Origin of the sequence: Mesorhizobium sp. M0019, from assembly GCF_040323975.1 — a bacterium.
GTDB lineage: Bacteria > Pseudomonadota > Alphaproteobacteria > Rhizobiales > Rhizobiaceae > Mesorhizobium.
Window position 1 is genome coordinate 1 of the sequence record NZ_JAMYVK010000043.1, and the last position, 25,310, is coordinate 25,310.

Sequence of the window (25,310 nt, forward strand, 5' to 3'; positions counted from 1 at the left end):
GCCATGGAAGAGAAGCTGCGCTTCGCCATCCGTGAAGGCGGCCGCACCGTCGGTGCCGGCATCGTCGTCACCATCAAAGAGTAATCGCCGGCGCTGCCGGTTGAGATCGGATGCAAAGGGGCGGTCTTCGGGCCGCCCTTTTTGATTCTGATATTCTGGCAATGGATTAACCGCATTGCTTCAAATCCTGTTGCAAGCGCCTCTGCCATAACTAGTATAGGTTGCATCGAGGGGGCTGCCCGAATGGTTCCATGGCGCCGTTTGCATAGTCAGGCATGGTGGTCGCTAGGGCTGATCTGCCTGGTGTCGTTGCTTGCCATGGGCCACGCTGCCTTCGCAGCGGATGCAAAGAAATCCACGCCGGAAAAATCCACGCCGGATTTCGGCCCGACGATGCGGTTCGTCGTCGTCCGCAGCAGCGCGCCGGGCTGCGAGCCGACCTGTCCGGAATGGATATCGGCGGAAGGCTCGATTGAAGCCGGCACGCCGGCCCTTTTCAAACGCACGTTTAAGGCGCTTGGCGGCCGAAAGTTGCCGATCGTCGTCGATTCCCCCGGCGGCAATGTCGAAGCTGCGCTGACACTTGGCCGCCTGATCCGCAAGAACAAGCTCGATATCGCCGTCGGTAAAACCGGCTTCGTCGGCTGTCTGCCAGATATGAAGAACTGCAAGGAAAACGACGGCAAGGGCGCCCGTTATTTCGGCGAAGCCTATGCCAACGGCGCCATCTGTAATTCCGCTTGTCCGTTGATGTTTTCCGGTGGCATCCGGCGCGTGGTCGGGGAATGGGCCTTTCTCGGCGTCCATCAGATCACCACCACCTATATCCGGACGAAATTGCTGTACCGCACCACCTACCGCATGGTGAAAGGCAAGAAGAAGATACTCAGCACCAGGGTCGTCAGCCGGAAGAACGCCGGCAGCTACAAGACCTACGAAATGAACAAACCGCTGGAGCGGAAGCTGGCGGCCTATCTGAAGGAGATGGGCGTCGGCCTGGGCGTGCTCGAGACCATGAAAAGCACGCCGGCCAGCAGCATCCAGCAACTGGTTCCCTACGACATGCTGCAAATGAATCTCGTCACCAGCCTGGATGCCGTCGACTTGCTGATCGCGCCAACGCTATGCCGATCCAATCCGTTGCCGGCGAGTTGCAGGGAAGTGCCGGCGAATATCGCGAAGCCGACCGGCGAAATGGTGGCGAGCGCCGAGCCTGCACCTTCAGGGCTCGAAACCCAGCCGGCGAAGGAGCTCGCTGACATGCGCTTCGTCCTGGTCCGCGGCAGCAACCCGCTCTGCAATCCCAACTGCCCGGAATGGATCTCGGCCGAAGGCGCAATTACCGCTGACACGCCCGAAAAATTGCGCCAACTGCTTGACAGCGTCGGCGACCGGCGCCTGCCCATCGTTATCAACTCGCCGGGTGGTGATGTGCTCGGTGCTTTGGCGGCCGGAAGGCTGATCCGCGAACGCAAGCTCGACGTCGCTGTGGCGCGGACGGATTTCATTGGCTGCGAGCCGCGGCAGGCCGACTGCACGGCCGAAGACGGCGTCTACAACGGGCTGACGGTCGATGCCGGCGGCGGTTGCGGCTCGGCCTGTCCGATCATGCTCGCCGGCGGTGTCAAACGCCTGGTCGGCCCGCGTGCGCAGTTGAGCGTGCATTCGGTAGGGCAGGAGCAAAAGGTCAAGGCCTATCTCGAGGACATGGCCATCGGCCCCGGTCTGTTTACCGCAATTCAGCTGTATTCAGTCGAACGGCAGCTCGAACTCGACAGGATGCTGAAATACGGGCTGATAACCGGGCATCAATCGGCAGACGAATTGACAGGCCCCGGCATCTGCAGATCGGAGCCACGGCCGGAAAACTGCCGCGAAGCCTCGGGCGCCAAGGCTCAGGCCAGCACGCCGGTCAAATCGTAACGCGGGCATTGCGGCCGACTGCCCATCGAGGCAGGTTGAGCGGCGCTCGATGTTTCCGCTATCGTCCAGCGCGGTTGAAGACCAGCATGGGAGGGATCGCGAATGAGCCAGGATGTCCCGACATTGTTTGAATGGGCTGGTGGCTCCGAAGCGCTGAACCGCCTGACCCAAGCCTTCTACGACAACGTCTCTCGGGACCCCATCGTCGGGCCGGTGTTCAAGCATATGTCGCCGGATCATCCCGCTCACGTCGCGGCTTTCATCGGCGAAGTTTTTGGTGGACCGAAAACCTACAGCGAAAAGCACGGCGGCCATCGCGAGATGGTGATGCATCATCTTGGCAAGCATCTGACCGAGGAGCAGCGCCGGCGCTGGATCAATCTTCTCGCCGACGCCGCCGACGAGATCGGGTTGCCTGACGATCCCGAATTCCGCTCGGCTTTCATGGCCTATGTCGAATGGGGATCGCGGCTGGCCAAGATGAACTCCAACAAGGGCCCGACCTGCGATCCCGAGACCGAACCAATGCCGGCCTGGGGTTGGGGGGTGCCAGGCGGCCCCTACAAGCCGCCTTCGGGAGACTGACCGGGCACGATTCGGTCGAAAACCCTGCCGGCCAGGAAAACGGGTGGCTATGGAGGTTTCGGTCCTCCAGGCTAACGGTTTGAAGTCGCCGTCGACTGGCGGGCCACACTGAGAACCGGAGGCTTGTGATGAGATCGGAAGGCAAGAAAAATTCAGACAGCGCCTTTGACAGCGGTCGCGGAACTCGAAACCCGTTCGGTGTGATGGATGTCCCCAGTCCCGACGACGAGGAGGTGTCGGCGTTCGCCGCCGGCGTAAAACTGGAAGGGCTTTCAAGCGATCAGAACGCCGAAGCCTGGGGCATCGAAGGCGATTGCGACGACGCGATCGGAGGAAGCTGGTCCAGCCGATGGAGTGGCGGCGCCGATCCCACGATCCCGGGCGATACCGAGGATAAATGGAAGTCCGGCCGGGGCGAGGTGAAAACGGCGGGAGAGAGGGTCTTCCTCCTGTTCGATTGGCATCATGGCGTGCGCAAAGGGCTGATCGATGCGCGGCGCGAGGGTGCGAAAGGGCTGGTTGGAAAATATATCAATCTGACCGACCCGAAAATCGTGCGTCCCTGGGTCGGCTTGATCGTCAGCAATCAACGGATCGACGGGAAATGGCCGGGAGGACGCCTGGACTTTCGAAGATGAAGGCCGGGTAGCGCACGTCGCTCTTTACAGAGCGCGCGGAAGCTTTTAGGAAGCGCCTGCTGCGCCGACATGCGCATACGGGCATAGCTCAGTTGGTAGAGCGGCGGTCTCCAAAACCGCAGGTCGTAGGTTCGAGCCCTGCTGCCCGTGCCATTTCCTCATGGAAATCAGGCACTTATAAATCGCCTTGCTTGGCGAGGACGCCGAAAGTAGCCTTACACATCTCTTTCACAAACTTGCACGCGCGCAGGGAGTGTCTGGCGATGGCGGAAAAGCACACGATTCTGGAAGGGAAAGTTCACGTCTATCGGCGCAACGACAGCCCGATTTGGCATTGTTCGACGTTCCTCAAAGGCAAAAACTGGCGGGTCAGCACCAAGGAAGAAAGCCTGGCAAGGGCCAAGGACTGGGCCGAGGACTGGTACTTCGGCCTGAAGGACAAAGGCCGGCGCGGCGAACTGTTAGCCGAAAAGACCTTCAAGGATGCCGCCGACCAGTTCATCACGGAATACGAGGTGCTGACAAACGGGGAGCGAAACGCCCGTTGGGTCAAGGACCACTATCGACGGGTTCGCACCTATCTGGTGCCGTACTTTGGCAAGATGGGGCTTTCGACCATCAACGCGGGCACGGTGCAGGAGTACCGTATTTCCCGGCTGACGCCGGAGGAGGGTAAGAAGCTCCCCTCACGCAGTACGCTGCACCACGAAACCGTGACCTTGCGCCTGGTCCTGAAAGCGGCCGTCCGGCATCGATGGCTGACGCATCTGCCGGACATCTCCCAGCCTTACAAGAAGTCGGCGAAGGTCGTCCACCGCGCCTGGTTTACGCCAGAGGAATACAAACAGCTGTACCAAGCGACGCGGGCCCACGCGCAGGAGAGGCGGGACGCCAGCCACAAAGCCAAGAAGGGCGAGAAGGCCCACCGGGTCTGGCTGGCCGAGCAGCTCCACGACAAGATCCTTTTCCTGACCAATACGGGCCTCCGGCCGGACGAAGCCACCTGGCTCGAATATCGGGACGTCGAGGTCGTCAAGGACGAGGCGAGCGGCCAAAAGATCCTGGAAATCCAGGTGCGCGGCAAGCGCGGGGTAGGGTACTGCAAAAGTACGTCCGGTGCTGTTTTTCCCTTCCAGCGAATGGTGGCCCGCAACAAGCCGAAGCCCACCGACCGGGTCTTTCCGGTCGACCACAAGAAGCAGTTCAACGGCATCCTCGATAAGCTCGGCCTCAAATCCGACCGCGAGGGCAATCGGCGGACGCTGTACTCGCTCCGCCACAGCTACATCAGTTTCCGATTGCTTGAGGGCGCCGACATCTACCAGATCGCCAAGAACTGCCGGACAAGCGTCGAGATGATCGAGAAGCACTATGCCGTGCACCTCAAAAACCGCCTCGATGCGGCGGCCATCAACGTGCGCAAGCCCAAGCCTGCGCAGCGGGCCAAGCCCGAGACGGTGGAGCAGATTGAGAGTTGAGGTGCCTCCTTTGACCGGGCAGGCTTGAAAGTTTTCCGGGAGCTTATAGCAATGCGTACAGCGCACTTACGCATCGCCCAATGTGTACGCATTGAGCCAGAGAAGCGATGCGTTGCTCGGTTTTCTGACCGGGCGCGGGGGGCGGCCCGGAGAAAACCGGCAAGTGCGCCAGGGGCAAGCCCCTTGGAACCCCGCTCAGCATCGAGAACCGCGTTTCACCTTGACTGTGCGCCGGGGCCCGACAAAGTGCGGATGGACGGGTGACCCATGGCAATCTTTCATCTGCACGTCAAAAACATCAGCCGCGGTGACGGCCGTTCGGTTGTCGCTGCCGCCGCCTATCGGGCCGGCGAAACGCTGCCGAACGATGCGGAAGAACGCGAGAGCGCGTTTGGTGGCCGGCGCGACGTTGTTCACGCCGAGATCCGCATGCCGGCTGGGGCTCCCGTGTGGATGGGCGAGCGTGCCAAGCTTTGGAATGCCGTCGAAGCCGCCGAGAAGCGCAAAGACGCGCGGCTCGCTAAGGAAATCGAGTTTGCGCTGCCGCGTGAACTCGCGCCGGCGATTTGGCTGGAGCTGACTGGCGCCATGGCCGACGCGTACACGCGCCAGGGTTACGTCGTCGATTTGGCGATTCACGAGGACGGTCGCAACACCAATCCGCATGCCCACCTGCTGCTGACAACGCGCCGGATCACGGCGGGCGGCTTCGCCGGAAAGCTCCGTGAAGCCGACGGGGTTCGCTTCGTCACCGACGCGCGTGCCATGTGGGCCAAGATCGCCAATGCCAGCTTTGCCAGCGCCGGCCTCGACGCCCGCATCGATTCCCGCAGCCATGCCGCGATTGGTTCGGCCCAGCGCGCGGGCCAGCACGTGGGTGCCGATCGCCAGGCGCGACGGGCACGCCGGGCGCAGATTGACGTAGAGCGTATTGCCACGGTCCGACAGGAGCTGAGAATGCCAAACCCGCTTGCCGACCTGTATCCCCACCTGTCCCTGAGACGGGACTGGCCGCCCGAAAGCCGCGAGCCGGCGTCGGACATGAGTGAGCACGAACGTGACGAATTCTGGCTCTATTGGCAGTCGCGCGATCACGAGCGAGGCGATCCGGTTGCCGAGCGCGATCGGCCTGTTCCAGGTCCCGAGGGCGACCTGATACCCTCGCATGAGCTGGAGGCGGCGCAGGACAGGATGATTGCCGAGGTCGAGCAACCGGCTGACCGTTATCCGCTCCCGAACGCTCAGGAACTCACTGCGGAGAACGACAGGGCGTGGTGGGTCAATGCCGAACACCAAAGGCAACCCGAAAGCGAACCTGACGCACCTGAACGGGACCGCGAGGCCTGGTGGCGGACCCGCTGACTGGCGTCCCGGCCGGGATGTGTGGAACGCTAGTGCAGTGTATCTTTTGGAAAATGCCTGGGAGGCAGCGCCTCTGCGAGCGTGATGCGGCGCACGCGGGTTGCGGTAGCGCTGGGTGGCAACCCTTCCCGATAGGTTCCGAGCTTGCGGCGACGGTACAGCAGGCAGGCATAGTAGTGTCGTTTCACCAGGTGAAACCACAACCATGTTGGCCAATCGCGCCAGCGGCGCCGCTTTGCTAAAGCAAGTTCGTAGTCTAACCTTCTGATCCAATAGGGCCGCATAGGAAAAATAGGACACTATTCCTACGGTCTGTCAAAGGATATCGCGATGGCGAAGGATTTTTCGATCGACCCGGAAGCAGACATGCAGAAACTGACCACGCGGATGGTTCAGCTCAACCGCCAGTTTGCCGATCTCTTCGGGCGCTGCTTTGAGCAGCCCGATGTCGCTTATGGCGAGTGGACCAAGTTCGCCTTGAACGACGCCCATTCGTACGAAATCCTGAAAAACCATCTCTTCTCGCTCGGCGAGATGCCCCGGGACGAGACCCGGAAGGAGCAGGCCATCGACGCCAGCTTGCGGCTTCCGGCCTTGTTTCACGAGTATCGTGGGCTCCGCGACCAGTTGGAGGAGATGCGCGCTGTTAACCCGGCGCATTTCGATGGCATGCAACGTCAGATCCAGGCCGACGCCGATCCATGGTGGGTCAAGCGGTCACCCGGCGCAACTGCTTCCGGTGGCCATGAGGAAGAGCGGGACTTAAACCCGGAATGGCAGCGAGACCGCTAAGCCTGCAAGGATCAGGCGGCCTTTTTCCCGGGAAGCATTTTCAGGTGGGCGCCGCTGCGAAGGGCATCGGTGCGGCGTTTGAGCGTGGGGTGGGTACTGAACAAAGCCCCCATTTTGCCGCCGCGAAACATCAGGTAGCCGTATTTGTTTTCGACCCCGGTCGGCTTGGCCGGTATGCCATGGACCCGCTCAAGAGCGCCAATCATCGCCTCCGGTGAAGCAATGCTGGCACCGATGGCATCGGCCTTGAACTCACGGGCGCGCGACAGCCCCTTCACCATAAGCTCGGACCCGGCGAAAAGCGTGTGCCGGGCCGCCGTGCCCATGGCGCCTGTCACCTCCGTCACATCGCGCCCATAGCGCTTGTCTTTGGTGGCCTGCGCCACCACTGTCGTCGCGATGACCGTGCCGAAATTCGCCACGTGACCCATCATGGTCTGGAACCCTTCCGCGAATTGCATCCGTTCCACGTCGTTGTAGACCACGTGCCCGAGTTCATGGCCAATCACCGCGTCCAGCTCCTGCGGCGACAGCAGGTTCAACAGGGGCTTGCCAATCACGACCGCCGCGTCTTTGCGGGTTCCCATGGCGAAGGCGTTGGTGACATTCACCACGCCGACGGCCGGCGGCTTGATGCCAAGCGTCGCGGCATGTCCGGCGACACGCTGCGCAAGCGGGTGATCGGCCTGGAGGTACTCAACCCCGAACGAATTGCCGACCCTGGCCTTGGCCCGGGCGGTAAACCTGTTGCCGTAGACGAGGCCGGCAACCGCCAAGAGTCCGCCGATCACCCATCCCGGGCTGTCCAGCGGCATCGACACGAAGGGCACACCGAGCAGGCCGCCCATGATCAACCATTGCATGAAGACGCAGGTAAACAGCACAGTACCCGCCAGCACGAGCGGGGTGCTGACGACGGTGCGGCTTAAGGAGGTCAGGTCACGTTCCCGGGTTTCACCCGGCGCGGTCGTCAGGTGGAGCGTTGCGGCGGTATCCGGTTGATAGCGGATCAAGGCGGCTTTCACGACTTTGATGAGGAGCACCCCCTGCCAGACCGTAAGCCCCAGGTCGACCAGCACGAACAGGCCTGGCCAATCAAGGTGGGGCGGCAGCGGCAGAACAACGCTCGGGTAAAGCCTAAGGCCGCTGTTGATCGCGTACCAGCCGAGCCGCAGCGCCGTGGCCGTCAAATACCTGGCAGCCAGGGGCTTAACGTCGTCCAGTAAAGCACCAGAGGTCATACCGCTCCTCACGTTCTGCGATTGGCTGGTGGAATGACGCGCTCACGGCAGTCTTGCCCCAGATACCAGGGCACGAGCTTGGCCCGGATCGGGCGGACGCCCCGCGCAAAAACCAGGCCGATGCGGGTCTGGTCCGCGGCGGAGCCACTGAGCAGTTCCGTCACTTCGTCCGGCGTCAGCAGGGGACGGCCGGAATAGGCGATGCCGTGATTGACCGAGCCGGTGCCTGCGCCATTGCCGCTGAAGACCGGGCCGGTCGAGGCGCTGTTGCTGGTCCCTGCCGTGCGGTAGCCGCGCGTCTGGTCGCCGAGGAAATCCGAGATCATCGCGGCGGTGAAGTGTTCGTCGGTGCCGAAGAACGTCTTCACCGAGGTGTTGAAGAACGTCTTCCAGCCGGCGGGGTAATGTTCTTCCAGCGTGGGCACGTCCTGCAGGAAGAACCAGAGGCGGACGCCCGCGCCGGCATGGGTGCGGATGGCGTCGCGGAAGCGCGGGAACGGCCCCAGGCTCAGGAACTCATCAAGGATGAAGAGGACCGGGATGTCGGGGATGGTTTCGTTCTGGAGCATCGCGTCCAGGGCGGTGGTGAGTGTGATCTTCAGGAACGCGGCATACGCGGACATCTTGTGGAACGGCACGGTGATGTAGACGGTCGCCGGTGCATCCTTCAGCGAACGGAAATCAAATGAAGCCACCGAGGTCGCGCGGTGGAGTCCCGGGTCGTCCCAAAGGGCGAACTCGGTGTTGATCGTGTCACGGAGATTCGGAATGGATTTGCTGCGGTCCTTGCCGAGGACAATGTTGGCGGCATTCGCGATGGCATGATTGCGCGAGCCGGCCATGGTCCTGATCGCCTCGGTGAAGAGATCGAGTGGCGCGGCCGTAATGCGCCGCACCTCGGCCATGCTGCGATGCCCCGGCGGCGCGGACTCGGTGACGAACATGATGATGGCGGTCAGGATGGCGATGGCATCCTTGCGGAAGAAGTCCGGCGCGTTCGGATCCGGCGGCATGATCAGGTCGGCAAGCGCCTGGGCATCGGAAAACGAGACCACGCCGTCGAGCGGGTTGTAGGCATCGGTTTCGGGCTGGAACGGTGCAATCCGGTAAACCGGCCCGACGTTCTGCCGGCGCCAGGCCGCCGTTTGCGCGTAGAGCTCGCCCTTGGGGTCAAGCACGACGCATGAACCCTTGTAGCGGACCAGGTTGGGGATGATCGTCGTCGTCGATTTGCCGGAGCGTGTCGGCGCCACGGTGAGGAGGTGCCCTTCGCCATCCCAGTGAATCTGGCCGGCGACGGCGCCGCCGAGAGCGGGGTCCTCGAAGGCCCCGATCAAAATGGAAGAAGGGCTCTCGAATTTCGCCGTCGGGTGCAGCAGGTCGGCTTTCAGGAGATCAGAGGCTTCCGCCCAGCGCGCCGAACCATGCAGCGGCGGCGGATTGGCGATGCCCTCGTCGACGCGCCGCTGCTCCTCGCGCTGCTCGTTTTCGATCTGTTTGCGCGCCCGCCGTTGGGCGAACATGTTGGTGATGGCGCTGCCGATTTTAATCCCGGTGGACAGGCCTTCTGTCGCCCCTTTGCGGGACGATCCGAACGGCTCCATTCCCTTCAAGGGATCGAAATCCTTGAACCAATCCGGCATGCCCCAGCCCCCGCAAGACTGGACGATGTAACACTAAGAAACAGCTGGCATAAACCCCTCTGGCAGGGGCCAGATGAATTTTCAGACTATTCGCTAGCGGATTCGTGAAGAGACTACGGTAAGGGCCGGAGTGGAAAGCTGACGGGCCGGGATGCGGTGTTTCAATCACACAGCAGAACTGCTGTGCCAGAGGCCTCCGGAAGCGGAGGCAAGAAACAAAAGAGGGGGATGAACATCCCCTTGCCTCTTGAGCAGGCGAACGCCTTGTTTCCGTACTTTGACGCCTTGATTATTGTTCCTTGCAGTTGCCCTTGTTTCCGGCATTTCACCAGGAAATCTCCGGTTCAGGGTATTCCGTGACAACCGACGGGTGATCCGAGCTTTTGATGTGGGCACAGAAGAGCCGTAGCCGAATGCCCGTGTTTTCAAGACATACGTACTTTCTGATAGTCCGACCTGCGAGAAATGGCCAACGCTCGAGACCCTAGATATCGACTGCCTCCAGCAGCGCAAGACTGCTCTGGGGACACGGATGGGGGCTAGACTCGCCTCCCGTTGTTTAGATCAACCATGTGTGCTCTGGCGTCACCCGTTTCATGCTAAGCGGCGACAGCGACCAACTTATCCACCGGGCAATTCCTCGCATTCTGGGAAAAACATTGAAAGTGTTGCGAAAAAACACCACTTTTCTTATCCAAAATATGCATTAAATAGGCTGCGGATTTGTATTCGGGTAGTAGTTTACGGGCTGGGAATTATGTCCTATCATCGGATTGAGCGAATGTCGAGCTCGTCACTGCGTCATGGCAGGACGAGCAATCGTCTTGCCCATTGATCGAATGAAGGAATAGATTAGTGGCAACACAACCTGGCACCATCGAAAAATCCGTTTCCCCTCAGAATAAGAGCAAGAACAAGCAGACGTTGTCGTTTGATGACACGTTGAAGCGGCTTGATGTGGAACTTCCAACCACCAAACTGTCGACGCATGAAAAGATTTCGCTGCGTCAAACGCTTTTCCGGCTACACAAATGATTAGACTTTGATATGTTCCGCGCCCCTTGAGGGGTGCGGAGCATATGAAAACTCGATACGAATTTTTCCGACGGCTGCTCGACTACTCGTTTTTTGAAAGCGAGTTTCAAAGAACTCTGGAAAACATCCGAGAAAATACTGGGCTCCGCCTTATCGTTGGGCCTGAGCTTGGTTACGTCCATTCGATTTGGACAGAGCTTTTGCAAAGGAAGCGCTACCTCGTCAGCGAGCCGATGCATCGAATTACCAGTCAAGAGTTCTTAGGGGAACTCTGTCACCTCCTTTCGAAGTTTGACACGGTGATTGTGCAAGGCAGCTCAATCAATGTAGCGATGGAAACGCAGAGAATCGATAAAGGTCTGACTGAATTTATCGTTTCGTTCAGCCACGAATACGTGGCGGTTGATATATGCGCCTACCTTTATCGAGCCATTATGCAGTTTGAGACCAAGGCCTACTCCGCAACGAAAATCGAACATGTCCAAGTGCTCTGCAGAGAAATGAAAAAAGAGCCGGGACGAGGCAAATTTTTTGTTAGGGCTCTGAAATATCCAATATTTTCAGACCAGTTATAGCTATCCGTTCTATCTTGTCAGGGCGATTTAACGTCAACCGCTCAATGCAGCGCGTCGGGCCGACGTGTTGCGTGAGTTAGTGCACGACTGCGGCGAACACCGCCAAAGCCGTGCGCCTGCACTGCCGCCCACTGCCTCCTGAACCGAAGCCAAAACAAAAGACGGGGATGAACATCCCTTTGCCTCTTCAGGCGTACGCCTCATTTGCTAGTTTTCATAACTGCCTCGCCTCCAGCGTTCACCAGGAAATCTCAAGTTCCGGGTATTCCGCCACGATGGACGGGCGGAAATCATCCTGTTCGAGACGGGTCGGACGCCAGACGTATTCGAACTGCTCGGAATCGAGCCATTTCTCAAGCGCCTTGGCGGCCTCCGTATCAGAAAGGTCGAATGGAAACTCCTGCACCACACGGTAGCGGCGATGGCCTTGGAAGGCGGCCTCATCGATGGCGGCCGCGATCGTCGCGGGCTTGAAGAGCCTTTCAGCGTATTTCGTCCTCGTATTGGTGGCCATGAGGACATTGCCTTCCGCGCGTTTCATCAGAAGGCACTCCCGAGGTAAGTGTCGGTGATTTTCAGGCGGCCGTGGCCCAGCTCGGCGGAAATCCGGTGGCGCGCCGCGCGGTCGGCGGCACGTTCGTTTCCGCTCATGTCGACCCAGCGCTTGCCGCCTGCCAACGGGCAGGACTGGCCGGTCAGTACCGCATAGCGTTGCTGGGCGTAGGCATGGCGGAATCCGTGGGTGTTGCGCAGCCCTGCCTTGAGCGTCTGGTACTCGAACCGCTTGAGGTGTTCGACATAGGTCATCTGCGCGGGGATCAGGGATCCGCCGCCGGGGACAAGGCGCATGATATGTTCAAGGACCTGCCGCTGTTCCAGCGTGGTGACGGGCACGGTCCGCGCCCGGCCCCCTTTCGTCCAGCTCGCCTGCAAGGCGATCTGGTCGGCGCGGATGGCCGCCTGTGGCTGGAACTTCATGGCTTCCTCGCGCCTGAGGCCAAACGCCACCTGGAGGAGAACCGAGGCCTTGATATAGGGGCATTCGATGGTGCCGAGCTTGGCATGGTCGAGGGTTTGCGCACGGTTGCGCGTGACCTCGCCACGTTCGGCGACGCCGTACGCGGCATTGTCGCGGTTGACGACGTTGACCTTGTTGACCTTCTCCGCCCACCAGCGAAGCCAGGTGAGGCGGTTGCGGATACTGGCATCCGAGGTGTCGGTATCAAGCCATCGTTCGACAAGCGCGTCGACATGCTTGGGTTTGAGGGAGGTCGCGGACGGCAACTTGTAGCCGAGGTCCACGAGGTCGTTGGCCATTGCGGACAGGCCGCGCCGGCGGTTGTTTTGAGTGCCATAAGAGCCATCCCGGTTGCGTTGGCACAGTCGCACCAGATCCATGGTCAGATCGTCCATCATGCTCGCTTTTTGTTTTTGGCTGAGTGTTGATGGCCGATGCACGTCCGTAGAGCGTGACACCCCGCGAAGGTCATTCGCGGCAGGGCCGGAATGCGTAGTTTTCCTTACGGTATGAGCCTCCCGAGCCAGCCGGGCGGCTGGCCGATATGGTTTGCCCTGTTGGGCATCCGGTTACCGAGAGGTCGAAACCGGAGGTGTGGCCGCCGCGGCGGCGCACGTATGCGATAAGCAGTCATTCTGCTCTCCTTTGGTTGGGGAAAAGGTCGGGTGAGATGGATCAGGCAGTTTTTTGCCCGCCGGGATAGTGGAGGCTGTCGCCTGCTATTGGCCAGCACATTGCACCGGAAATGATCAGCGAAGCGCGGCGTCATTTGCGAGTCATGTGGTGGCGTTTGCACGAACCCGGCATCTACTGTGGGTTTGGGGGCGGTCTGTCACTCCCCAATACATTGGCGAGTGACAGACCGCCGGCCGCCGGCATCGTCGGACATTCCATGCCCGACCATGCTCGTCACGCTTCTCCGTGTTCCTGGCCAACCGCATTGGCCCGGTACCCGGATTGCGTTCGGCGCGGCAAGCGGGGCCCCTGTGGGCCGGGCTTGGCGGGTCGGTGGCGACCGCCTGCGCAGTCTGTGCATACGGGAGCCAGGACTGCGGCCCGTCCGGCAGGCCTCCAGCCTCCGCCGCCGCAGCGTGATCGTGTTGTCGAATTTGGCTCGTCACGTCCGATGTCGTGCGATTGGCCATGGCGTTTCCGTCGATGGTCTGCCCGGAGCTGATGACTGTTCTCTTTTAGCCGGCGCGGCCGTCTTGTCCCGTTCCTGCCCGCTCCTTCGCTGCGCTCCCGTGTTGGGGACAAGCCAGCCCTTTACGCCGTCTCCTTTGGAACCGTCCTCCGGGACAGAAACCATCAACCAAAGGAAAAGACCATGACCATCAAACGCAACACCGAAGCGAAGTCCGAGCCCAAGATGCCGATCTATCACGCCTACACCGTGCGGGACGGCAAGGAAGGCCAGAAGGGCTTCTGGACCCGCATCGGCTCCTTCTTCGCCCACGACGACGGCGAAGGCGGCACGCTCCTCCTCGACGCCCTGCCGCTCGACGGACGCATCGTCCTTCGCGCTCCCAGAGTCGAAGACGACGAGTAGGAGGCCGCCATGCAGCTCTTGACCCAAGACCTGCGGGCGAAGCTGCTGGCGAATGGTCGCCAGCAGCTTCCTCTCCGCGGCACCGACGGCGAAATCGACTTCATGCCCGTCGTCAAACTGTTCACGCCGGATGCCGGCGCGACCTGGCTCCTCACCGAGATCGATCCGGAAGACCCGGATATCGCCTTCGGTCTTTGTGACCTCGGGCTCGGTTGTCCCGAACTCGGCAGCGTCAGCCTGACCGAACTCGCGTCAGTGCGAGGGCGCCTTGGATTGCCGGTCGAACGTGACCTGCATTTCCGGGCGGACAAGCCTCTGTCGGCTTATGCGAGTGAGGCTCAGCGCCTCGGCCACATCCGAGCATGAGGCCTTCATAAGAAAGAACGCCACCTCCGGGTGGCGTTCAATCTTGTTGACAGTGCCTTGAAGTACCTGAGGCCGACTAGCCAAAGCCTGTCACCATCGTAGAATCGGCTTGCGTACGAGGGGAGCCCTGCCGGGACATGGCTGTGAAAGCGGTAACGCACTGGACCCCGCTCGCCGGAGTACACGGTACGGTTGAGAATCCGGAATGTTGTGATAGGGAATGTGATGCGAAGAGGCTCTTGAAATGAAGCGGATGCGAGAAAAGGACATTCCGGCGTTCGTGGATGAGGTGGCCGCAACCGGCTGCGACATCTGTGCCGTCGGTCCGAGGTACTACGCCATGGGCGATGCCGATGTTCCGCGCGGCAAGCGTCGGGGGCTGTACAAGAAGCTCGCCGAAATCGACGCGCGCTACGGCAGCCGCGACCACCTGCGTTACCAGATCGTGGCGCACTTGGCCTCGATTGGCCGCTGTATCGGCGCGCCTCCACCGGAAGCGGAAGCCTGGCTCGAGGGGCCATTTACCGCCTTGGAACGCAGGATCGATGACGAGGCGCCGGACTTGGACGTCGTCACGGTGTACGACGTGGCACACATCCCGACCTACGCCGCCCTGCTGATCGCGGAAGCGGAGGGCGCCGACTGGTGCGACGTGGCGCGTGTCAGCCTGAACATCGATCCCGACCGTGAGCCGGAACGGGCACGTCGGGCCTGGGCATCGCACTTGGCGCGGGCGCGGTGGATGGCGACGAGCGGCTGCGGAGAGCTTTTGCGGAGCGATTTGTTGCAATAGGCATCGACTGCCGCAGGAAGCCCCCCGGCAGACCGCCTCCAAAAGGGGGGCGGTCCATGGCAGTTCCCGGGGCGGCATCGTAGTGATGTATGCTACTCGGGTATTTCGGTTGTATCGAAGACCAGGAACAGGGTGTCCTCATCCTCTTTCAGCGCGACGTCAGTCCGATAGGAGAGGGACTCATTGGGAGCTTGGTAGACCGTGTGCGCTGTCAGCCTCGGGAGGCTGTCGAAGATTGCCTGCGCGGGCTCAAGTTCACCGAAGAAGCCGATTAAGCGGCGGTTGCGGTTCCATTCCAAGGCCCAGGCCCATGTTTCAGCGGTCGGATGCTTGCGCGTGATGAGTTTGAAGAACCCGTCAGCGGAGATCGCAAGCACGCGACAATCCCAAGGCTCGACCGTACGCATGAATGCGGTCATCAGTGCGTTGCCCCAATCGCTGCGGGTAGCCGTCGCGACTGGATGATAGCCGTGAAGCCAGTACCCTCCACGACGGGTCTCGCGGTTATAGGTCTGCATGTAGAAGAACGCCGTTAGGTGCAAGCGGGCCAGTTCAAACGCGCGATTGTCATCGATCTGCGGCGGACCGGAAAATCGAAACGAGATGTCCACCCCAGGCCCGAGGGTCCCGTCCAACTTCATCTCTTCGCCGCTATCCTTGACCGCCTTCCGAGTGCGACGACTACCGGCATTATTCGCCTTGCGACGCGCGTCCTCAATCGCGCCTATGTCATCATGGGCATAGCGGCCCCAGGCATCGGGCTGGAGAGTGATCGCGGAAATGTCGTCCTCAAGATCGGCCTTGCGCGCGTTGCAGCCTCGGCAGGCATTGAGGATCAGGTTCCATTGGCCGTTTAGCTTGCCTTTGGGGACGAAGCGGCGCCCGATTACATGCTCACGTGAAATGGTGCTGGGTGAAAGCACGTCTCCGCAATAGACGCAGGTGCGGTTGTCGAGCGTTATCGGACGCTGCGGCGACGTTTCGGTTCTGCGGGACCGGGAGATGGATGATTCCATGTGCGAACGATACACCGTCCCTTGCGCGCCGAACAGATCGGGAACACAATGACCTGTGCGCCCCATGCCGTCGGAGGTTGTCGGTGAAGACTTTGACGAAGCTCCGCGGCAGTACGATGTATGCCGGACAATTGGCGGTGGTAGGTCGCGCCAACGAACTTGCCCAACACGCCCGAGCAGGCGTCGAAGTGATTGCGCTTCTACCGCCTGAACCGGTAGACGAAGTACCGTTGGTGCGCCAGTAGGCGTGCCTGATCCTGCGGCGACTGGTTCAGTTTCGGGGGCAGCTGCCACGTCAACTTCTTGCGGAATATCTTCCTAAATGTTATAAGATAACGCACTTCGCGAAAGATCACACATGACCGTTTCGGCGTTTCGGCGGCATCACGACCTGTGTGGCCGACTTTGCGATTAATTGTGGGTGTCGCTGTAATGATACCATAACTGGTGCCCTTATATGGTACCAAAGCGCCATGCCATTCCACCGGCGAGAAGGATTTTCGGATGAACAATGACTATAGCCGGGACCAGCTCCTGGATGCAGTGAGGCACAACATCGTCACGTTCAGCGATTTTATCACCGAGCTCCATGACAATGTCGACGACCAGCGGCTGCACGCGTTTATCGAGCGTCTCCTGATGAATATCTACCTGCGTCACCTCGATGGAAAGACGGTGTCGCGCTCGCAAGCCTGCCGGATGGTTCCTGCAGACCATCTGGACACCTGCAAGAAATACGTGGCCGAAGCGGAACGACTGGGCTTCGTCGCCTTCGAAGACGATCCCAAGGACAGACGTCGAAAGAACGTTATCCCGACGCCTGACCTTATTGAGTACGTCGAAGCGCGGGCACGGGCAACGCTCGATACCGCCTCTGCCATTCTGCAGCGCAAGCCTGTTGTGGCAGATATGAGGCATTCGCTCGGATAGTTTCAAAAATCCATTTGACAAATGGTGCCATATTTTGGTACCAGTTCTTCTGCAAGGAGGAACTGCCAAATGAATGAAACTTACTTCGATCCGAGCAAGCTCATCCTGATCATGAAGGGGACTCTCTTCGGGATCACCATTCTCGCAGTATGTGCCGCTGTGGGGTGCTCTGTTATGGCCCCCGTTGGCTACTGAGGATCCGCGTAAAGGATCCGGCTCCACCAGATGCCCCGAACCTTGGTTCGGGGCGTCTTTTTTTGCGCGTAGCCATTTCTGTCTGCAACTCCGAGGCACGCCTCTAAGCGGGGAAAGACTCGATGCCACGGCACGACGTCGTCTGAGCTGAATGGCACCCCTTGCCGGGGGCGGTCAGTCCCGCGTCCCGCCTGTGGCGGCGCTATGCTGACCCTCCTTAGGCCGCCCTGTTGAACCGGTCTCGGGGTCACGAACCGGCTCCGCCGATGAAATGACCCTTGTCCGCCCTGCGGACATTTCATCGACTCCGCTTTGTACGCCCTTTTTGTTGTGGCCGCTTACGCGGCACGGCTGCGCCGATATGGATGTGCCTGTCGGCACGTTTGTTGTGTGACAGGGAGAGAGGCGCGCGGCCCTCTCTCCCAGCAAGCCGCCGCTGGCGGTTTCCCCCATCTTCCTCCGCTTCGCTCCGTACAGACCGGGGAGACCCCTCCGCCCCCAGGGCTTGCCCCCTCTCTCCCCGCTACTCGCCGCGAGGCAGGGGTTCAGGTGACCTGAACCCGTAAGGGAAAGGGAAAATCCTGAACGACAATCAAAGGAGCAAGTCCATGAACACGAATGAAATCACCATCCCTCTCGGCAAGCTGGTGCCGAGCGCATCCAACGTCCGCCGCGTCAATGCGCAGGCGGGGAGGGCCGCACTGGCCGCCAGTATCGAGGCGCACGGCCTCATCCACAACCTTGTGACCCGCAAGGCGCCTAAAGGTGCCAAGTTCGAAGTCGTTGCCGGAGGGCGGCGGCTGGGGGCGTTGCGGCTGCTGCTGGAGGAAGGTCGCACCGTGCAGGGCGTGGCGGTGACCAAGGACTACCCAGTCAGGGCCATCCTGAGCGAGGACGGCAGCGGCACCGAGATTTCGCTGGCCGAGAACGACCAGCGCGAGCCGATGCACCCGGTGGACGAGGTCATTGCCTACCGCGACCTTGTCGAACAGGGCATGGCGGCCGAGGACATTGCCGCCCGCTTCGGCAAGTCCGTTGTCACGGTACGCCAGCGGCTGAAACTGGCCAGCCTGTCGCCGCGCATCCTCGACGCCATGCGCGCTGATGAAGTGACCCTTGAGCAGGCCAAGGCGTTGGCGTTGAGCGACGACCATGCGGCGCAGGAGGCTGCATGGTTCGAGCAGGATGGCTGGAGCCGTAATCCGGGCAGCATCCGCTCGTTCCTGACCAGCGCCCATGTGCGCGGCAACGACCGGCTGGCCCGCTTTGTTGGTGTTGAGGCGTACGAGGCCGCAGGGGGCGGGGTGTTGCGTGACCTGTTCGCCGCCGACGATCTGACGTTCCTGACCGACCGGCCCTTGTTGGTGAAGCTTGCCAGTGACCGGCTCGAGGCGGTGGCCGATGAGTTGCGCCCGCTGGGCTGGAAATGGGTGGAAATCAGCCTCGACAGTACCTTCATCCACAGTGGCGGGTTCGGGCGCATCCATGCGGTGCGGCGCGACCTCACCGAGGCCGAGCAGGCGGAACTGGCGGCACTGGATGCGCAATACAACGAGCTGGCCGAAGCCATCGACGCCTACGCCGAAGGCGACCCGCAAATCGGGATCGACGAGGCCAAGGTGCAGGCGCTGGAAAGCCGCATCGAGGCGATCCAGAACGCGGCGGAAGCCTTTGACCCCAGTGAAATGGCGCAGGCGGGCTGTCTTGTGACGCTATCCTACGATGGGATGTTGCAGGTGACGCCGGGACTGGTCAAGGCCGACGACCGCAAGGCCCTTGCCACTTTGCAGGGCGGCGACGAAGCCGACGACCAAGATGAGGGCGTCGAAGCGAGGCAGGCGGAACGCCCGGAAGAGGAGGACACCGGCATATCGGCAGCCCTGACCGAGGAGTTGACGGCCATCCGCACGGCAGCGCTGCGCGTGGAACTGTCGAACCGTCCCGATGTGGCGCTGGTCGCCATCCTGCATGCGCTGGTCAGCCGCCTGTTCTACGATTACCACCATGGGCGTATCGAGACAGCGGTGGAGGTCACCGGCCAGCGCCGCAATCTGGTTCCGCCCATTAAGGAGCCGGAGGCCTGCCGTGCGTTGACCGGCTGGAACGAGGTTTTGGAGGGCTGGGGGCATCGCCTGCCCGGGGACCCTGCCGACCTTTGGCCATGGCTGGTGACGCAGCCGCAGGACGTGCTGCTTGACCTGTTGGCGGTGGTGACTGCCGCCAACCTCAACGCCGTGGTCGCCCGCCATGAACCCGGCAAGGAACGCATTGCCAACGCCGACCTGATGGCAATGGCGGTGGGTCTGGACATGGGCCAGTGGTGGGTGCCGGAGGCGGCATTCCTGTCGCGGCTGTCGAAAGCGGACATCGCCGGCGTGATGCGCGAGGCCGGGTGTGCGGAAGATGCTGCCAGAGCGGTTGAACGCGCCCCGAAACCCGAAGGCGTCTTGCAGGCCGAGAAGGAACTGGATGGCAAGGGCTGGCTGCCCACAGCCCTGAAAGCGCCAGCACCAGCCATTGAGAAGGTGTCGATCGCCGCCGAATAGCAGATTACCCTACAAGCGGGCCGGGACAGAGAAATCCCGGCCTTCTTGCGTGCCGAACGTCCCCTGGCCGGTGTCGAACCGGCCGAGGCCGAGCGAGGCCCCCTGGACCCGCCCCTCGCGCTCCCCCACCCTTCAGACAATAACAAACGTAGATCCGGGACCCGGTCCTCGCCAGCTTTTTGTTAACTATCTAAAGAGCTAAGCTAGATAAGAGAATCAACCAGCGCGGGAGTTTTTGATCGGCTTCTTTCAAAGCTATGCTTTAAAAAGCCGTCATGTCGGAATGATAGATCGCGCCGCATACGAATAGTTTGACGCTCGGCGAGGTTAATGGCAGCATGTGGAATACGCCGAAACATCGAAAAGCTTCATCCTCAATCCCACAGCGCCCCGCGTGTGGGGCAGGAGGTACTCTCATGACTGTCAACGGTATTTACTGTCAGATCGGTATAGTGGACGGCTCTATCTCGATATCGGGACCTGCTACGCTGAACTGCTCTTTGGACTTAGAAGGGTATGATGAAGTGGATCACCTTCCCGATGGATTGACTATTTACGGCAATCTTAATCTTATTGGGACGAACATTCGCGCCTTGCCCAGTAATCTAACGGTATTTGGAAATGTGGATCTGGAGGGCTGCGACACTCTGCAAACGATAGGCAGAAACGTCTACATAAGCGGAAACCTCGATGTCGAGGTCTGCCGGCAATTGCGATCGCTACCCCCAGACCTGGTGGTAAAGGGGGCAATATTCAGTTAGGAACCTTTCTAAGGGAAGCGGCCCGTTCGGGTTGCTTCCCTTTTATTGTCCAAGGATGGCCGTCCGAAGGCGCATTTTTCAGGTCATATCTCGAGTAAACGTATGTTTCATCAGAAACTTTTGAAATCGACATCCTGTTGAGCTTCGGGGAAATGACGATGAAATCGGATATCGTCAAAGGAGGCACAGGGGGAGTCCGGGCCTCCGCCAGCTTGTTCAAGATATTTAGGACGGTCAGTGCGTCGGCTGTAAGCGCCTAGCTGATGCCGTTTAGCGCTGGTAGTTCCAAGGCATGAGCGCCTCGATATCGCTGTTTCGCCAGCCATTGGCGATGCGCTCGAGGGTCTGGGTGAGCCAGGCGTACGGATCGACCTGATTCATCTTGGCGGTGGTCAGCAGCGTGGCGATGGTGGCCCATGTCCGTCCACCGCCGTCGCTGCCAGCGAAGAGGCTGTTCTTTCGGGTAATTGTCTGTGGCCTGATCGCGCGCTCGACGGTGTTGGAGTCGATTTCGATGCGGCCGTCGGTGAGGAAGCGCTCCAGCGCGGCACGCCGGCCGAGCGCATAGCGGATCGCCTCGGCGGGCTTCGATTTTCCCGACAGCTTCGGCAGCTCCTTTTCCCACAGCGCAAAGAGAGCGGCAACGACGGCGGCGGATTTCTCCTGACGCGCAGCTATCCGAACTACCGGGTCCTGGCCGCGCACGGCCTCCTCGGCGGCCCACAGCGGGGCCATCTGCGCCACCGTCTGCGAGGCAATAACGGAGGAGCCTGCGGCATGCAGTTCGTAGAACTTGCGCCGCACGTGCGACCAGCACGCCGCCAGCGTCACGCCGTCATTGCCCCGATCCGATCGGGCCAGCCGGTTATAGGCGGCGTATCCGTCGACCTGCAGGATGCCGCGATAGCCGTCCAGATGGCGGGCGACACATTCGCCGGCACGGCTGTCTTCGAAGCGGTAGGCGACGATGGGCGGTCCGCTGCCACCGAACGGCCGATCATCGCGGAGATAGGTCCAGAGGTAGGCCGTCTTGGCCTTGCCCGATCCTGGGGCCAGCGTTGGCAGGGTGGTCTCATCGGCAAAGACCCGCTCACCCTGCTTGATGCGGGTCAGTGCGTAATCGGCGAGCGGCTCGAGCTCGAAGCCGACCTTGCCCATCCACTGCGCCATCTGTGACCGGTCGATCTCGACCTGATCGCGGGCATAGATCGCTTCCTGGCGGTAGAGCGGCAGGCCATCGGCGTATTTCGACACTGCGATCTGCGCCAGCAGCGCTTCGGTCGGAATGCCGCTTTCGATGATGCGGGCGGGTGCGGCTGCCTGGGTGACGCCGTCCCAACCCTTGTAGGCATATTTGGGGCGACGCGTGACGATCACCCGGAACTTCGCCGGGGTGACATCGAGCCGTTCGGAGACGTCCTCGCCGATCAGGATCTTTTCCAGCGCTTCGCAGCCAGCAGGCGTTTCGGGCTCGATAACCACCTCGACCCGTTCGAGATGGGCCGCAAAGCCTTTGCGAGGACGCGGAGCGCGCTTCGCTTTCGAGCCGCCCGCAGACTTCTCCATCTGCGCTTCGATGGCCGCCACGCCGGTTTCGATCTCGTCGAAGACCAGAGCATACTGTTCCTCGCTCAGCGCGCCGGTCCGCAACCTTTCGGAGCGGCTGCCGAAGCGCGCCCGCTCCAGCATCTTCACGACCGCCGTCAGTCGTGCGATCCGCTCATCGGCGCTCTTGTTGACCAGCTCGAGATGGAGGTTGCGCTCCTCGAGAAGGGCGGCCTTTTCGGCCATGGCAATAACCATCGCCTTGAGCGCGTCAACGTCGTCCGGGAGCGCGAGTTCGGGTGCCGACATGGCCAAAATCAGAGCATATTCGCGGGCAATTTTCCCGCTTTTTCAGCTCCCTGATTCATCATGCCGCAGGGTTTTACCCAACCGATTGCGGCCGCCTGACGGTCTCCGTCCGAACCCGTTTCCAGTCCATTCCGTCGACCAGAGCCATGAGCTGAGCATGATTGAGCTGGACCCGGTGGTGGCCGATCCGCGGCCAGCAGAACTTCGCGTCGTCCAGTCGCTTGGCATAAAGACACACGCCGCTGCCGTCCCACCAGACGATCTTGATCCTGTCCGCTCTTTTCGCGCGAAAGACATAAAGCGCGCCGTTGAACGGATCCGAACCGGCATCGCGCACCAGTGCCAGAAGGCCGTCGGGACCTTTTCTAAAATCGACGGGATGACTGGCGACCAACACCTTCACGCCGGCCGGGATCATGCCTGGCGGACCGCCCGGATAATCCTGGCCAAATGATCCTGGCCGACGTCGGCGCCGGCCCGAATGACCACATCGCCCAAACAGATCTCCACTGCCGAAGACGCCGCTTGGGTGACCTCGACAAAGCCAAGCCGATCCGCATCTCGCCGCGGCGTGACCGCACCGCTCTTGATCGCCTTGCTCCGCCAGCCGAACAGCTGGGCTGGCGCCATCCCCGCTTGTCTGGCGATGGCCGATACATTCGCGCCCGGCTTCAGTGTCGCCTCGATCAGCCGCGACTTCGCTTCCGCCGACCAGCGCCGCCGCGGACGCTGCGGGCTTGCCTCCAGCCGGTTCGGGACCGCCTCAAGGACATGGAAACTTCTATCATCAGGCTTAGGCGCAGACATAGAAATTGACACTGTAAGCTCCTCGGCTTCTTCAGTGTCACTATCTCTCGCTCATCACCTCAAGCCGCGCCAGATGGGGTCGGCTTGGCGCTTACCGTCGGCTAGCTGAACGCGAAAGCCATTGATCGCCGACGCCAGAACCGCCGCCGAAATCTTGGTTTCGGAACATAGCGCTTCAACCGTCACATTCAATGCCTTCAGCCGAGCATCGAGGCCTTCTAGTCTGAATACGCAAGCTACGATGTCCAAACTTTCCAATTGGGCACTTTTACTTTCACGTTCACAGTACATATTGAAAGCACTTACGAATCCAACTGCGGAATCATAAACCACCGGTTTGCATTCGGCCACTTTCGCTATTGCCTGACGGCCAGCGGAAGGCTTCCCTTTGATATTCATGGAGAAGGTCGCTAGAGAGCTTTTGGTAATACCATTATCGCTCATCAGTTTAAGCGCCGATGGGATGTAAAACAGCGCCAACCGCTGAAGTGACAGCCTCTCATCAAGGCCGTTGATATAAACGTCCGCCCAGTCACCCATACTGCCCCCGAACTAAGTGCCGACAGGCAGATTGACCAGCAGCGGCATGTTTCTAACGAACAACAGCGCTTAGCGCATGTGCCTAGTAATCGCAAGTGGTTACCACTCGCTATCGCTCCTGATGTGCGCACACCAACGTGCGCTGGTTGAAGCTGGACAAAGCTAATATGCGGCAGGAGTGCTAACTCATCTGCCTTATGTTTCGACGGAGACGGTCGAAGGCGACAGAATGCAAAGGGTGCATGCCGGCGTAGACCGTAGCGGGCTGGCATTGCTTGGCCACAAACTAGGCGAGTTCAAAAAAAAGTAGACGATCGGCCGGTCACGACAGGGAGACTGTTATGTCCGTGTTTATGCGAATTGCGTTGATCACCGATCTCGTGGTGGTGCTGATTGAAAAGGCCAAGCCGGGCTGGGCCTCGGTGCTTCCATTTGCAGGCGATCATTTCGCACAGCTTGCAATCTTGATGCTTTTGGCCGTGATTGCCGAGGAAGTCGCTGACCTGTTCAGCAAGCGGCCTCATCGCGCAAAGAAGACTTCGGCACAGAAGGCGCCGGATGCGGTGTTCCTCACTTGCCTGTCGAAGGCCGACATCGCCGGTGTGACGAGCGAAGCCGGATGCCCGAAGGATGCCGCGAAAGCGGTTGAGCGTGCGCCGAAACCCGACGGCATCTTGCAGGCCGAGAAGGAACTGGGCGCAAGGGCTGGCTCCCCGCCGCGCTATGGATGCCGGTCAGCCAGGAAGGGGTAAGCCGTGACGAGGTGGTGCTCGACGCCGAATAGAGGCCGGAAAGCCTTGGCCCGGGGCAGCGATGTTCCGGGTTTTTTGCGCCGGAATGTCCTCAGGCCAGTATCGAACCGACTGAGAACAGGCGAGGGCGCCCCTGATCCGCCCCTCGCGCGCCCCGCCCGCCCAGCCGGATTTCAGGGCTTCAGTGAGGTGCGCCACCGGCCAGCAGATATCGATAACCGGTCGTGGTCATCCAGCGGGCGCGCGCGAGATGGGTCTCCCAGGCCCGGAAGGCGCGATCGGGCTCCTTGGCTGGATCGATGCGCAGGACGATCTTGGCAACCTCTCGCCAGTCGGCATCCTCGGCGGCGGCATCGAGCAAACGCATATAGGTCACCATGTGCTCTTGATCATATCCGGTAAGGACCGGAGACGTCGGCGCCTCGTCGGCGACATCTGGATCGAGAAGCGGCTTGACCATTTCTGAGTTTTAACAAGTGTCTGCGGTCAATGCAAAAAGCCTTCGTCCCGCGACATTCAGTTTTCTAGCGAAGTCCGGCCACAAACCGTCACCAGTGCGGTGGAGCCGAACGAGGCACGTGGCGAAAACATAATCTGGTAATCCTTGGAGGCGGCGAGTGGGCCAAACCAGTGCCGGTTTGCTGGGCCTCCGCTCAGCTCCGGCGCGTCAAGCACTGGCGACCGTTCTTCCTGGTCGGGGGCTTCGGGGAATCCATCTCTGCCGATCGTGACCATCGAGACGCCGATGTAGGCGCCTTTCTTGAACTTACCGGTGAAAATCGTGGCGTCTCCGAAATAGAACCAGCAACCGGTGTCGGACGACAGCCTCACCCGAACCTCAATGAGTTCGCCGGGCGCACCGTTTCCCGCCGCGATGGCCAATGTTGCCGTGAGGCAGGCTGCCGCCACGC

Annotated in this window: 27 protein-coding genes and 1 tRNA gene; 17 read left to right on the forward strand and 11 right to left on the reverse strand. The window is 60.8% G+C overall.

Going from position 1 to position 25,310, the window contains the following annotated elements:
• The 8 genes from NKK47_RS25790 to NKK47_RS25825 form a co-directional block, all read left to right on the forward strand.
• Positions 1-84, forward strand: an 84-nt coding sequence (locus NKK47_RS25790) for an EF-Tu C-terminal domain-related protein (protein ID WP_455749504.1), incomplete at its 5' end; no start/stop codon positions are given.
• Between the two features lie 159 nt (positions 85-243).
• Positions 244-1,923 carry a COG3904 family protein gene (locus NKK47_RS25795; RefSeq protein ID WP_352578736.1) on the forward strand — a complete coding sequence of 560 codons (1,680 nt, stop codon included), beginning with the start codon at positions 244-246 and terminating at the stop codon, positions 1,921-1,923.
• A gap of 102 nt (positions 1,924-2,025) precedes the next feature.
• On the forward strand, positions 2,026-2,508 hold the full coding sequence (locus NKK47_RS25800; RefSeq protein ID WP_352578737.1) for a group II truncated hemoglobin: 483 nt from the start codon (positions 2,026-2,028) through the stop codon (positions 2,506-2,508).
• A gap of 128 nt (positions 2,509-2,636) precedes the next feature.
• Entirely contained in the window at positions 2,637-3,146 is a 510-nt protein-coding gene (locus NKK47_RS25805; RefSeq protein ID WP_352578738.1) for a hypothetical protein, read from the forward strand.
• A 77-nt stretch (positions 3,147-3,223) separates the two neighbouring features.
• Positions 3,224-3,299 (forward strand) — tRNA-Trp (locus tag NKK47_RS25810).
• Between the two features lie 110 nt (positions 3,300-3,409).
• Entirely contained in the window at positions 3,410-4,624 is a 1,215-nt protein-coding gene (locus NKK47_RS25815) for a site-specific integrase (RefSeq protein ID WP_352578739.1), read from the forward strand.
• Positions 4,625-4,891: 267 nt separating this feature from the next.
• Positions 4,892-5,986: a MobA/MobL family protein gene (locus tag NKK47_RS25820; protein WP_352578740.1), complete on the forward strand. Its 1,095-nt coding sequence runs from the start codon at positions 4,892-4,894 to the stop codon at positions 5,984-5,986.
• Between the two features lie 330 nt (positions 5,987-6,316).
• Positions 6,317-6,778 (forward strand): hypothetical protein, encoded by a 462-nt coding sequence (locus NKK47_RS25825; RefSeq protein WP_352578741.1) that lies wholly within the window; start codon positions 6,317-6,319, stop codon positions 6,776-6,778.
• An 11-nt stretch (positions 6,779-6,789) separates the two neighbouring features.
• Here the strand turns inward: NKK47_RS25825 and NKK47_RS25830 are convergent, their stop codons facing one another.
• Together NKK47_RS25830 and NKK47_RS25835 are read right to left on the reverse strand one after the other, a co-directional pair.
• Positions 6,790-8,019, reverse strand: a complete 1,230-nt coding sequence (locus tag NKK47_RS25830; protein ID WP_352578742.1) for a M48 family metalloprotease — start codon at positions 8,017-8,019, stop codon at positions 6,790-6,792.
• A gap of 8 nt (positions 8,020-8,027) precedes the next feature.
• Complete coding sequence (locus NKK47_RS25835) at positions 8,028-9,662, reverse strand: type IV secretory system conjugative DNA transfer family protein (protein WP_352578743.1); 1,635 nt, start codon at positions 9,660-9,662, stop codon at positions 8,028-8,030.
• An 855-nt stretch (positions 9,663-10,517) separates the two neighbouring features.
• On the opposite strand from NKK47_RS25835, the gene NKK47_RS25840 reads away from it, so the two are divergent.
• A complete protein-coding gene (locus tag NKK47_RS25840; RefSeq protein WP_023721640.1) occupies positions 10,518-10,697 on the forward strand; it encodes a hypothetical protein in 180 nt (59 codons plus the stop codon).
• Positions 10,698-10,741: 44 nt separating this feature from the next.
• Complete coding sequence (locus NKK47_RS25845) at positions 10,742-11,272, forward strand: hypothetical protein (protein ID WP_023721641.1); 531 nt, start codon at positions 10,742-10,744, stop codon at positions 11,270-11,272.
• Between the two features lie 238 nt (positions 11,273-11,510).
• Here the strand turns inward: NKK47_RS25845 and NKK47_RS25850 are convergent, their stop codons facing one another.
• Together NKK47_RS25850 and NKK47_RS25855 are read right to left on the reverse strand one after the other, a co-directional pair.
• Positions 11,511-11,813 carry a type 2 periplasmic-binding domain-containing protein gene (locus tag NKK47_RS25850; RefSeq protein WP_023721642.1) on the reverse strand — a complete coding sequence of 101 codons (303 nt, stop codon included), beginning with the start codon at positions 11,811-11,813 and terminating at the stop codon, positions 11,511-11,513.
• Entirely contained in the window at positions 11,813-12,685 is an 873-nt protein-coding gene (locus NKK47_RS25855) for a phage integrase N-terminal domain-containing protein (protein WP_352578777.1), read from the reverse strand. Before NKK47_RS25855 ends, NKK47_RS25850 begins: the two co-directional genes overlap by 1 nt.
• Before the next feature lie 932 nt (positions 12,686-13,617).
• On the opposite strand from NKK47_RS25855, the gene NKK47_RS25860 reads away from it, so the two are divergent.
• The 3 genes from NKK47_RS25860 to NKK47_RS35240 all read left to right on the forward strand — a co-directional run bounded on the left by NKK47_RS25860 (position 13,618) and on the right by NKK47_RS35240 (position 14,998).
• Positions 13,618-13,839, forward strand: coding sequence for a hypothetical protein (locus NKK47_RS25860; RefSeq protein WP_352578745.1), 222 nt, complete (start codon positions 13,618-13,620; stop codon positions 13,837-13,839).
• A gap of 9 nt (positions 13,840-13,848) precedes the next feature.
• A complete protein-coding gene (locus tag NKK47_RS25865; RefSeq protein ID WP_352578746.1) occupies positions 13,849-14,205 on the forward strand; it encodes a DUF2958 domain-containing protein in 357 nt (118 codons plus the stop codon).
• A 244-nt stretch (positions 14,206-14,449) separates the two neighbouring features.
• Complete coding sequence (locus NKK47_RS35240) at positions 14,450-14,998, forward strand: Y4lK-related protein (RefSeq protein WP_502898225.1); 549 nt, start codon at positions 14,450-14,452, stop codon at positions 14,996-14,998.
• Between the two features lie 92 nt (positions 14,999-15,090).
• Here NKK47_RS35240 and NKK47_RS25875 read toward each other — a convergent pair whose 3' ends face one another.
• Complete coding sequence (locus NKK47_RS25875; RefSeq protein ID WP_352578747.1) at positions 15,091-16,014, reverse strand: HNH endonuclease; 924 nt, start codon at positions 16,012-16,014, stop codon at positions 15,091-15,093.
• Positions 16,015-16,518: 504 nt separating this feature from the next.
• On the opposite strand from NKK47_RS25875, the gene NKK47_RS25880 reads away from it, so the two are divergent.
• From NKK47_RS25880 to NKK47_RS25890, 3 genes are all read left to right on the forward strand, one after another.
• Positions 16,519-16,944, forward strand: a complete 426-nt coding sequence (locus NKK47_RS25880; protein ID WP_352578748.1) for a hypothetical protein — start codon at positions 16,519-16,521, stop codon at positions 16,942-16,944.
• An 803-nt stretch (positions 16,945-17,747) separates the two neighbouring features.
• The gene (locus NKK47_RS25885; RefSeq protein ID WP_352578749.1) at positions 17,748-19,685 is read left to right on the forward strand and encodes a ParB/RepB/Spo0J family partition protein; all 1,938 of its coding nucleotides are present in this window, start codon (positions 17,748-17,750) and stop codon (positions 19,683-19,685) included.
• A 416-nt stretch (positions 19,686-20,101) separates the two neighbouring features.
• Complete coding sequence (locus tag NKK47_RS25890) at positions 20,102-20,446, forward strand: hypothetical protein (RefSeq protein ID WP_352578750.1); 345 nt, start codon at positions 20,102-20,104, stop codon at positions 20,444-20,446.
• A 270-nt stretch (positions 20,447-20,716) separates the two neighbouring features.
• Here NKK47_RS25890 and tnpC read toward each other — a convergent pair whose 3' ends face one another.
• From tnpC to NKK47_RS25910, 4 genes are all read right to left on the reverse strand, one after another.
• On the reverse strand, positions 20,717-22,300 hold the full coding sequence (gene tnpC / locus NKK47_RS25895) for an IS66 family transposase (protein WP_352578751.1): 1,584 nt from the start codon (positions 22,298-22,300) through the stop codon (positions 20,717-20,719).
• Between the two features lie 73 nt (positions 22,301-22,373).
• Positions 22,374-22,718 carry an IS66 family insertion sequence element accessory protein TnpB gene (gene tnpB / locus NKK47_RS25900; RefSeq protein ID WP_096453731.1) on the reverse strand — a complete coding sequence of 115 codons (345 nt, stop codon included), beginning with the start codon at positions 22,716-22,718 and terminating at the stop codon, positions 22,374-22,376.
• Positions 22,715-23,119, reverse strand: a complete 405-nt coding sequence (locus NKK47_RS25905; protein ID WP_352578752.1) for a transposase — start codon at positions 23,117-23,119, stop codon at positions 22,715-22,717. Before NKK47_RS25905 ends, tnpB begins: the two co-directional genes overlap by 4 nt.
• A gap of 42 nt (positions 23,120-23,161) precedes the next feature.
• Positions 23,162-23,647 (reverse strand): hypothetical protein, encoded by a 486-nt coding sequence (locus NKK47_RS25910; protein ID WP_352578753.1) that lies wholly within the window; start codon positions 23,645-23,647, stop codon positions 23,162-23,164.
• A gap of 341 nt (positions 23,648-23,988) precedes the next feature.
• Between NKK47_RS25910 and NKK47_RS25915 the strand changes: the two genes are divergently transcribed.
• A complete protein-coding gene (locus tag NKK47_RS25915; protein ID WP_352578754.1) occupies positions 23,989-24,399 on the forward strand; it encodes a hypothetical protein in 411 nt (136 codons plus the stop codon).
• 181 nt (positions 24,400-24,580) lie between these two features.
• Here the strand turns inward: NKK47_RS25915 and NKK47_RS25920 are convergent, their stop codons facing one another.
• Both NKK47_RS25920 and NKK47_RS25925 read right to left on the reverse strand, forming a co-directional pair.
• Positions 24,581-24,859, reverse strand: a complete 279-nt coding sequence (locus tag NKK47_RS25920) for a DNA -binding domain-containing protein (protein WP_352578755.1) — start codon at positions 24,857-24,859, stop codon at positions 24,581-24,583.
• Between the two features lie 56 nt (positions 24,860-24,915).
• Positions 24,916-25,308: a hypothetical protein gene (locus tag NKK47_RS25925; RefSeq protein ID WP_352578756.1), complete on the reverse strand. Its 393-nt coding sequence runs from the start codon at positions 25,306-25,308 to the stop codon at positions 24,916-24,918.
• Positions 25,309-25,310: the final 2 nt, after the last annotated feature.

Coding starts and splice junctions, on each gene's coding strand:
- NKK47_RS25795 (WP_352578736.1), top strand. CDS start 244: ATGGTTCCATGGCGCCGTTTGCATAGTCAGGCATGGTGGTCGCTAGGG.
- NKK47_RS25800 (WP_352578737.1), top strand. CDS start 2,026: ATGAGCCAGGATGTCCCGACATTGTTTGAATGGGCTGGTGGCTCCGAA.
- NKK47_RS25805 (WP_352578738.1), top strand. CDS start 2,637: ATGAGATCGGAAGGCAAGAAAAATTCAGACAGCGCCTTTGACAGCGGT.
- NKK47_RS25815 (WP_352578739.1), top strand. CDS start 3,410: ATGGCGGAAAAGCACACGATTCTGGAAGGGAAAGTTCACGTCTATCGG.
- NKK47_RS25820 (WP_352578740.1), top strand. CDS start 4,892: ATGGCAATCTTTCATCTGCACGTCAAAAACATCAGCCGCGGTGACGGC.
- NKK47_RS25825 (WP_352578741.1), top strand. CDS start 6,317: ATGGCGAAGGATTTTTCGATCGACCCGGAAGCAGACATGCAGAAACTG.
- NKK47_RS25830 (WP_352578742.1), bottom strand. CDS start 8,019: ATGACCTCTGGTGCTTTACTGGACGACGTTAAGCCCCTGGCTGCCAGG.
- NKK47_RS25835 (WP_352578743.1), bottom strand. CDS start 9,662: ATGCCGGATTGGTTCAAGGATTTCGATCCCTTGAAGGGAATGGAGCCG.
- NKK47_RS25845 (WP_023721641.1), top strand. CDS start 10,742: ATGAAAACTCGATACGAATTTTTCCGACGGCTGCTCGACTACTCGTTT.
- NKK47_RS25850 (WP_023721642.1), bottom strand. CDS start 11,813: ATGAAACGCGCGGAAGGCAATGTCCTCATGGCCACCAATACGAGGACG.
- NKK47_RS25855 (WP_352578777.1), bottom strand. CDS start 12,685: ATGGACGATCTGACCATGGATCTGGTGCGACTGTGCCAACGCAACCGG.
- NKK47_RS25860 (WP_352578745.1), top strand. CDS start 13,618: ATGACCATCAAACGCAACACCGAAGCGAAGTCCGAGCCCAAGATGCCG.
- NKK47_RS25865 (WP_352578746.1), top strand. CDS start 13,849: ATGCAGCTCTTGACCCAAGACCTGCGGGCGAAGCTGCTGGCGAATGGT.
- NKK47_RS35240 (WP_502898225.1), top strand. CDS start 14,450: ATGAAGCGGATGCGAGAAAAGGACATTCCGGCGTTCGTGGATGAGGTG.
- NKK47_RS25875 (WP_352578747.1), bottom strand. CDS start 16,014: ATGGAATCATCCATCTCCCGGTCCCGCAGAACCGAAACGTCGCCGCAG.
- NKK47_RS25880 (WP_352578748.1), top strand. CDS start 16,519: ATGAACAATGACTATAGCCGGGACCAGCTCCTGGATGCAGTGAGGCAC.
- NKK47_RS25885 (WP_352578749.1), top strand. CDS start 17,748: ATGAACACGAATGAAATCACCATCCCTCTCGGCAAGCTGGTGCCGAGC.
- NKK47_RS25890 (WP_352578750.1), top strand. CDS start 20,102: ATGACTGTCAACGGTATTTACTGTCAGATCGGTATAGTGGACGGCTCT.
- tnpC (WP_352578751.1), bottom strand. CDS start 22,300: ATGTCGGCACCCGAACTCGCGCTCCCGGACGACGTTGACGCGCTCAAG.
- tnpB (WP_096453731.1), bottom strand. CDS start 22,718: ATGATCCCGGCCGGCGTGAAGGTGTTGGTCGCCAGTCATCCCGTCGAT.
- NKK47_RS25910 (WP_352578753.1), bottom strand. CDS start 23,647: ATGGGTGACTGGGCGGACGTTTATATCAACGGCCTTGATGAGAGGCTG.
- NKK47_RS25915 (WP_352578754.1), top strand. CDS start 23,989: ATGTCCGTGTTTATGCGAATTGCGTTGATCACCGATCTCGTGGTGGTG.
- NKK47_RS25920 (WP_352578755.1), bottom strand. CDS start 24,859: ATGGTCAAGCCGCTTCTCGATCCAGATGTCGCCGACGAGGCGCCGACG.